This is a genomic window from Photorhabdus sp. HUG-39, assembly GCF_963878365.1.
In the GTDB taxonomy this organism is placed as follows: Bacteria; Pseudomonadota; Gammaproteobacteria; order Enterobacterales; family Enterobacteriaceae; genus Photorhabdus; species Photorhabdus kayaii.
Map to the genome: position 1 here is coordinate 1 of NZ_CAWNWY010000074.1, position 4354 is coordinate 4354.

At 64.5% G+C, this 4354-nt stretch carries 3 protein-coding genes; all 3 read left to right on the forward strand.

Annotation, left to right across the window (positions count from 1 at the left end; genetic code table 11):
- Positions 1–506 (forward strand): bacteriophage T4 gp5 trimerisation domain-containing protein (locus AAC155_RS23800; protein ID WP_422615644.1); only part of this gene is annotated, 506 nt, incomplete at its 5' end.
- A 63-nt stretch (positions 507–569) separates the two neighbouring features.
- Positions 570–1019 carry a DcrB-related protein gene (locus AAC155_RS23805; RefSeq protein ID WP_113044386.1) on the forward strand — a complete coding sequence of 150 codons (450 nt, stop codon included), beginning with the start codon at positions 570–572 and terminating at the stop codon, positions 1017–1019.
- A 15-nt stretch (positions 1020–1034) separates the two neighbouring features.
- Positions 1035–4354 (forward strand): PAAR domain-containing protein (locus AAC155_RS23810; RefSeq protein ID WP_113044387.1); only part of this gene is annotated, 3320 nt, incomplete at its 3' end.

Here is a 4354-nt window from a genome sequence, read left to right on the forward strand (position 1 = left end):
CCTACCATGCCAGCAATCTGCCGCCGGGGGACCTGCCCGGCAGCAAAACCCAGATGGCCTTGCGCTCCAAAACCCATAAAGGGGACGGCTACAACGAGCTGCGCTTCGAGGATGCCAAAGGCAGTGAGGAACTGGCGCTGCACGCCCAGCGGGACATGCACACCGTGGTGAAACACGACCAGACCCTGGTGGTGGAAACCGGCAACCGCCAGGTGGCGGTGAAGAGCGGCGATGAACAGACCCGCATTGAACAGGGCAGCCTCACCGAAACCATCTGCCGGCTGCGCAGCACCGAAGCCAATCAGGTGCAGGTCAAGGCCAGCGCCGGTAAAGCCGGCGAGGGCACGCAACTGTACACCGCCAGCGACAACATCACCCTCACCGTCGGGGCAGGCAAGATTGAGATGACCAAAGAGCACATCACTCTCACCTTTGGCGGCTCAGTCATTACCCTGAACGCCGACGGGGTGTCGGTTAACGGCAGCAAAATCGGCCTGAATAACTAATCTGACCTGAATAACGGCCCCGGCTGCCCGCCGGGCGCCCTGAACACGCACCCGGAGAACCCGATGACGCAGGAAAATACCTTCATCCCTTTTCACTTTAACGCCGGCACCCTCAACGTGCCCCGCGACTGGCGGGATGTCAGCATGCTGGTGCTCACCAGCCCCGATGACAACAACGGCAGCAGCTTTACCCTGTCCCGCGACACCCTGCCCTGGGGCCTCGACTTCCCTCAGTTTGCCGAGCGCGAAATCACGTCCCTCAGTCAGCAGCTGAAAGACTGGCAGCTTATCGCCCAGGAACCCGGCCAGCTCAATGGCGGCGACACCCTGACCGCCGAGTTCACCTGGGACTCCCCGCAGGGCCCCCTGCATCAGCTGATGATGATGCTCAGCCTGCCACACCAGGTGCTCATTCTGACCGGCACCTGCAACGGCGCCATGACCCCGGCTCAGCGCGCGCAGATGCTGGCCATCATGACCTCGTTTCAAGCCCGTCCGGGTGAAGAACCTTAACCGCCGGGAGTCGTCATGAGCCTATTACAAAATGTCTGGGCGGGCGCCGGCGCCGCCCGACGGCAAACAGCCCCCGGTCCCGAGGCCGCCGCCCCGGCTAAACCCTCACAACCCACGCCGCCGCCCCGAACCACCAGGACGACATCGGGTTCCGATAAGGCGCTGGCCTTTCTGGAAAGCGAGGCGTTCAGCCAGGCTTCTCTGGGGGCGGCCGGGGCTTATGCCGCAGCCACCGGCGCGGCCGCCCCCTTTGCCGCCGGCCTGGCCGCCGGGGCCGTCGGCGCGTCTGCCGGCAGTTATGTCGGCGATAAAATCGGCCACCAAATCGCCCGCGCGATGGGCATGCAGACCGTCTCCACCGAGGGGAGCGCGCCCGCCCGGCTCGGGGACGCGATTGCCCACCAGAATAAAAGCGCCGGGTTATGGGGCGCGCTGGGCGGCGTCTTGCTGGGGGCCGTCGTGGCGGTGGCCGCCGGCGCGTTTGTGATAGCGACGGCGGGCGTCGGCGCCGCTATCCTTGCCGGCGCGGCGGCCGGATTAGCCGGCGGCTTTGTCGGCGGCGCGGTAGCCGGTATCGGGGCCGCTATCGGGCAATACGGCCAGAATAAAGGCACCATTATTGAAGGCTCGCCCAATGTCTTTTTTGAAGGCAAACCGGTGGCCCGGGCCGGCGATAAAATTGCGTGCAGCGACCACCCCGGCCCGGCAGTGATTGCCGAAGGCGCCAAAACGGTGTTTGCCAACGGCAAGCCCATTGCCCGGCTGGGCCACCGCACCACCTGCGATGCCAATATCAACAGCGGCGCGGCGTCCATTGCCCTCACCCAGGAGACCGAAGGCGTCTATGACATCATGGTCAGCAGCGACCGGGCCTTACACTGGGCCGTGGTGCTGGCCGGCCTCCTCCCCCTGCCCAGAGGGAACAAAAACCGCCCCCATGAATCGCCCCCCGCCCCGTCGGTGAAAAAAACCGGCTGTAACAGTCAGCTCTGTAGCAAAGCCGGCGAGCCGGTAGACGTGGCGACCGGCGACTTCCTACAGGTCTGGCCGGTGCTGGCCCTGCCGGGGGTATTGCCGCTGACCCTGAACCGGACTTACCGCTCCACCGCCGCCCTGGCCGGGCTGTTCGGCCCCAAATGGGCCGACGACTGGTCGCAGCACCTGCGCCGCGACGGCGAGGAAACCCATTTCACCGACGGCGAGGGGGTGATTTACACTTTCCATACCCCGGCGGAAAACGTCTTCTCAGTCAACCTCCATGCCGGGCATTACCTGCTGTACGGGCAACTGAGCGGCGAACTGCGCCTGTTTAACCGCCGTACTCAGCAGATACTGAGTTTTACCGAGGTGCAGGGGGATAAACGCCGCCTGTCCCTGATAGAGGACCGCAACGGCAACCAGACCGTCTTTCATTACGATGAACACCACCGCCTGACCCGCCTGGTCCATGCCGACACCACGACCCTGGCGCTGCACTACGAACACCAGCAGCTCACGGCCATTGACTGGCTGCACGCCGCACAGCGCCAGCGGCTGGTGACCTGCCGCTATGATAACCCAGGGTATCTGGCGGAATGTGACACCTTTCAGTTTCACCACCTGTGGCATGAATACACGCCGCAGGGGAACATGACCCGCTGGCATGACACCGATAAAACCGATGTCACCGTGCACTATGACAAAGCGGGCCGGGTGACGGCCACCACCACCCCGCAGGGATACTGGCAGGACCGTTTTGCATACGATGACGACCATAACATCACCACCTATTTCGATGCCGAAGGCGGCTGTACCCGCTACCACTATAACGCCGACGGCTTAGTGACCCGCCAGGTCGACCCGCTCGGCCATGAAACCCGGACCGAATGGGATTTCAGTCACAAAGTCGCCGAAACCGACCCGCTGGGCCGGACCACGGCGTATGAGTATAGCCCTTACGGCGAGCTGACCGGCTGGCTGTCACCCATCGGGGACCTCACCGCTTACGATTACAATGAATACGGCCAGCTGACCCAGGTCACTCAGCCGGATGGCGCCCGCTGGCGGCTGCATTACAGCGAACAGGGCAACCTGGACAGCGTTATCGACCCCCAGGGGCGGGTGGAAGAGACCCGTTACGGCCCGCGCGGGGAAATCCTGCGCCAGGTCCTGCCCGACGGCCGCGCCTGGCGCTACGGCTATGAACGGCAGCAGCTCAGTGAAATTCAGGCCCCGGACGGCGCCCTGACCCGGTTTAACACCGACGGCCTGGGCCGGCTGCTGCGGGTCACCGACGCGTTACATCAGCAGACCGACTACCACCACAGCCCGTTTCACGCCAGCCCGGCGGGCAGCGTCAGCGAGATTTGCTTGCCGGACGGCCTCCGGCAGACCATTGACTACGACAGCGAGCGCCGGGTCTCGGCGGTGACTGACGGGGAAGGCCGGACCACCCGCTATACCTATGACGCCTTCGACCGGCTCAGCCACCTCACCCGCCCGGATGGCACGGCCCTGACCTTTGGCTACGACCGACTGACCCGCCTGAAAACCGTGACCAACGAAACCGGTGAAACTTACCATTACACCCGTGACCCAGCCGGCCGGGTGATTAGCGAAACCGATTTTACCGGCCGGACCATTCATTATCAGTATGACGCCGCCGGACGCCGCCTGACTGCCCGTTACCCCAATCACCAGCTGCTGCGCTGGTGTTACACCGACGACGACCGCCTGACCCGCCAGGAAGCGTGGCAGGAAGAGGATGACCGGTGCGCGTTACACGCCGTCACCACCTACGACCACGACGCGCAGGGACGACTGGTCCGGGCCACTAACCCGGACGCGGTGGTGGCGTTTGCATACGATGAGGCCGGCCGCCTGACCCAAGAGACAATTAACGGGCGTGTCGTCAGCCATCAGTGGGACCCTATGAGCGGCCTGCCCACCGGCCGCCAGGTGGACACCCAGCCCGCGGTCAGCTGGTACTACGGCCTTAACGGCCGGCTGATGCAGTGGCAGCTTGACGGCCATGCTCCGTTGCAGATGCAGCATGACGGGCTGGGCCGGGAAATCGCGCGGGAAAGCGCCGCCGGTTTTATCCAGTCACAGGCTTACACCCCGGTCGGGCTGCTGGCCCATCAGACCGCCGGCCGCAGCTCCGACTGGTTCAAACAGACGCTGTACGAGGCCGACCCGCATTTCCCGCCGCGGGGCAGCGCGGTCACCCGCCACTGGCATTACACCCCGGCCTACAACGTGGCCTGCATTGAAGACACCCGCTGGGACGAGACGCGCTACGGCTACAATGCCAATGACCAGGTGGTGACCGCCCAGTTTGGCGGGCCGCGAGCCTG